The sequence below is a fragment of the Streptomyces silaceus genome, assembly GCF_001419745.1.
GTDB lineage: Bacteria > Actinomycetota > Actinomycetes > Streptomycetales > Streptomycetaceae > Streptomyces > Streptomyces silaceus.
In genome coordinates this window covers 1-1,887 of the sequence record NZ_LIRJ01000515.1, presented here as the reverse complement: position 1 = coordinate 1,887, position 1,887 = coordinate 1, and the positions used below count along the sequence as shown (strand labels likewise).

The 1,887-nt window shown below is 73.8% G+C and carries 2 protein-coding genes; both read right to left on the bottom strand.

Features of this window, described 5'->3' with window-relative positions:
* Positions 1–15 precede the first annotated feature (15 nt).
* Positions 16–786, bottom strand: a complete 771-nt coding sequence (locus tag AOK22_RS35600) for a DeoR/GlpR family DNA-binding transcription regulator (RefSeq protein WP_425264111.1) — start codon at positions 784–786, stop codon at positions 16–18.
* A 320-nt stretch (positions 787–1,106) separates the two neighbouring features.
* Positions 1,107–1,887 (bottom strand): NAD-dependent epimerase/dehydratase family protein (locus AOK22_RS35595; protein WP_055702832.1); only part of this gene is annotated, 781 nt, incomplete at its 5' end.

Below are 1,887 nucleotides of genomic sequence, written 5' to 3'. Positions count from 1 at the left end.
GCGGGAGGGGACGGGTCAGGCGCGGACGACCTGCGGCCCCAGGAGCGAGTAGCGGTGCGCCTCGGACGCGGGCAGCCGGCCGCTCGTGACGATCGTGTCCAGGTCGCCGATCCCCGCGAACCGGCAGAAGCTCGTCGCCCCGAACTTGGTGTGCACGCCCAGGAACACGGTGCGCCGCGACGCCCTCATGGCCTGCGCCTTCACCTCGCTCACCGCGGGGTCGGGGGTCGTCAGGCCGTGCTCGCGCGAGATGCCGTTGGCGCCGATGTAGGCCAGGTCGATGACGAACCCGGCCAGCATGCGGGTCGTCCAGTGGTCGACGGTGGCGAGCGTGCCGGGGCGGACCCGGCCGCCGAGCAGCAGCACGGTGACGTTCTCCGCCTCGGCGAGGGCGCCCGCGGTGGCCAGCGAGGCGGTGACCACGGTCAGCGCGCGGCCCCCGGTGGCCTCGGGCAGTGCCTCCGCGACCAGCTGGGGCGTGAACCCCTCGTCGACGAAGACGGTCTCGGCGTCGCCGAGCAGTTCGGCCGCGGCGGCCGCGATGCGCCGCTTCTCGGGGACGTGCATGGTCGTGCGGAAGGCGAGCGTGGTCTCGAAGCCCGCGCTCTCCACGGGGTAGGCGCCGCCGTGGGTGCGGCGGACCAGGCCGTGGTCCTCCAGGGCGCGCAGGTCGCGGCGGACGGTCTCCTTGGCGACGCCGAGCTGGGCGGCGAGCACCGTCACGTCGACGGACCCGGAGTGCCGGGCCGCGTCGACGATCCGCCGCTGACGTTCCTCCGCGGTCACCGGTGCCACCTCTTCCCCTGGGTCCTGTGGTGCCCGTTCGGGCCCTGTGGGGAAGTTCTACCGCCCGGCCCGGGGTGTGACCAGGCTCGCAACGGGCACGATGCTGCCCGGATGTGCCCGCTTGGCCGGGCGGCTGCCTGTACGGCAGGGCGCGGGCGTGCCCGTTTCGGGGGAGCGGGGTGCCCGTTCGGCGCCCGATCGGGCGGGGCGGGCGGAGGGGTTCACTCCGGCCACTTCGGCCGATTCACGGTCAGGACGGGTCAGGACGACCACGGCGGCTCCAGTGCGGCCGCGCCGGCCTCAGCACGGCCGCGCCGGCCTCAGTACGGCCACGCCGGAGGGTTCGTGTAGAAGTGGCCGCCCAGGTGCGCGTGGTCGGGGTTGGCCGGATCCAGCTCGCCCTGTTCGGCGATCAGCTTCTCCGCGTACTGCTCGGAGTCGTCCTGCGGCTCGTACCCGAGGGCGCGTGCCGACGACAGGTCCCACCACAGACGGGTGTTGGCGGACGAGCCATAGACGGTCGTGTGCCCCACGTCGGGCGCGGTGAGCGCCGCGTGGAAGAGGCGCGCGCCGTCGCCGGGGCTCATCCAGACGGACAGCATCCGCACGCTCGACGGCTCCATGAAGCACGACCCGATGCGGACCGAGACGGTCTCGATCCCGTGCTTGTCCCAGTAGAGCTGGGCGAGGTCCTCGCCGAAGGACTTGGAGAGGCCGTAGAACGTGTCGGGGCGGCGCGGGGTGTCGACGGGGATCAGCGGGTCGTCGCCCTCGGGGCGCGGCGTGAAGCCCACCGCGTGGTTGGAGGAGGCGAGGACGACGCGCCGCACGCCCTCCTCGCGGGCCGCCTCGTAGAGGTTGTACGTCCCCTCGATGTTGGCCCTGAGGATCTTGTCGAAGGTCGACTCCAGGGAGATGCCCGCGAGATGGAGGACGGCGTCGACCCCGCGCACGGCCGCGCGCAGCGCCTCCTTGTCGGCGAGGTCGGCCGTGACGGCGTCCGGTTCGCCGGGGATGGGCCGCACGTCGAACAGGCGCAGGTCGTGGCCGTAGGCCGGCAGGAGCCCGCGCATCAGGGTGCCGAGGCCGCCGGCGGCGCCG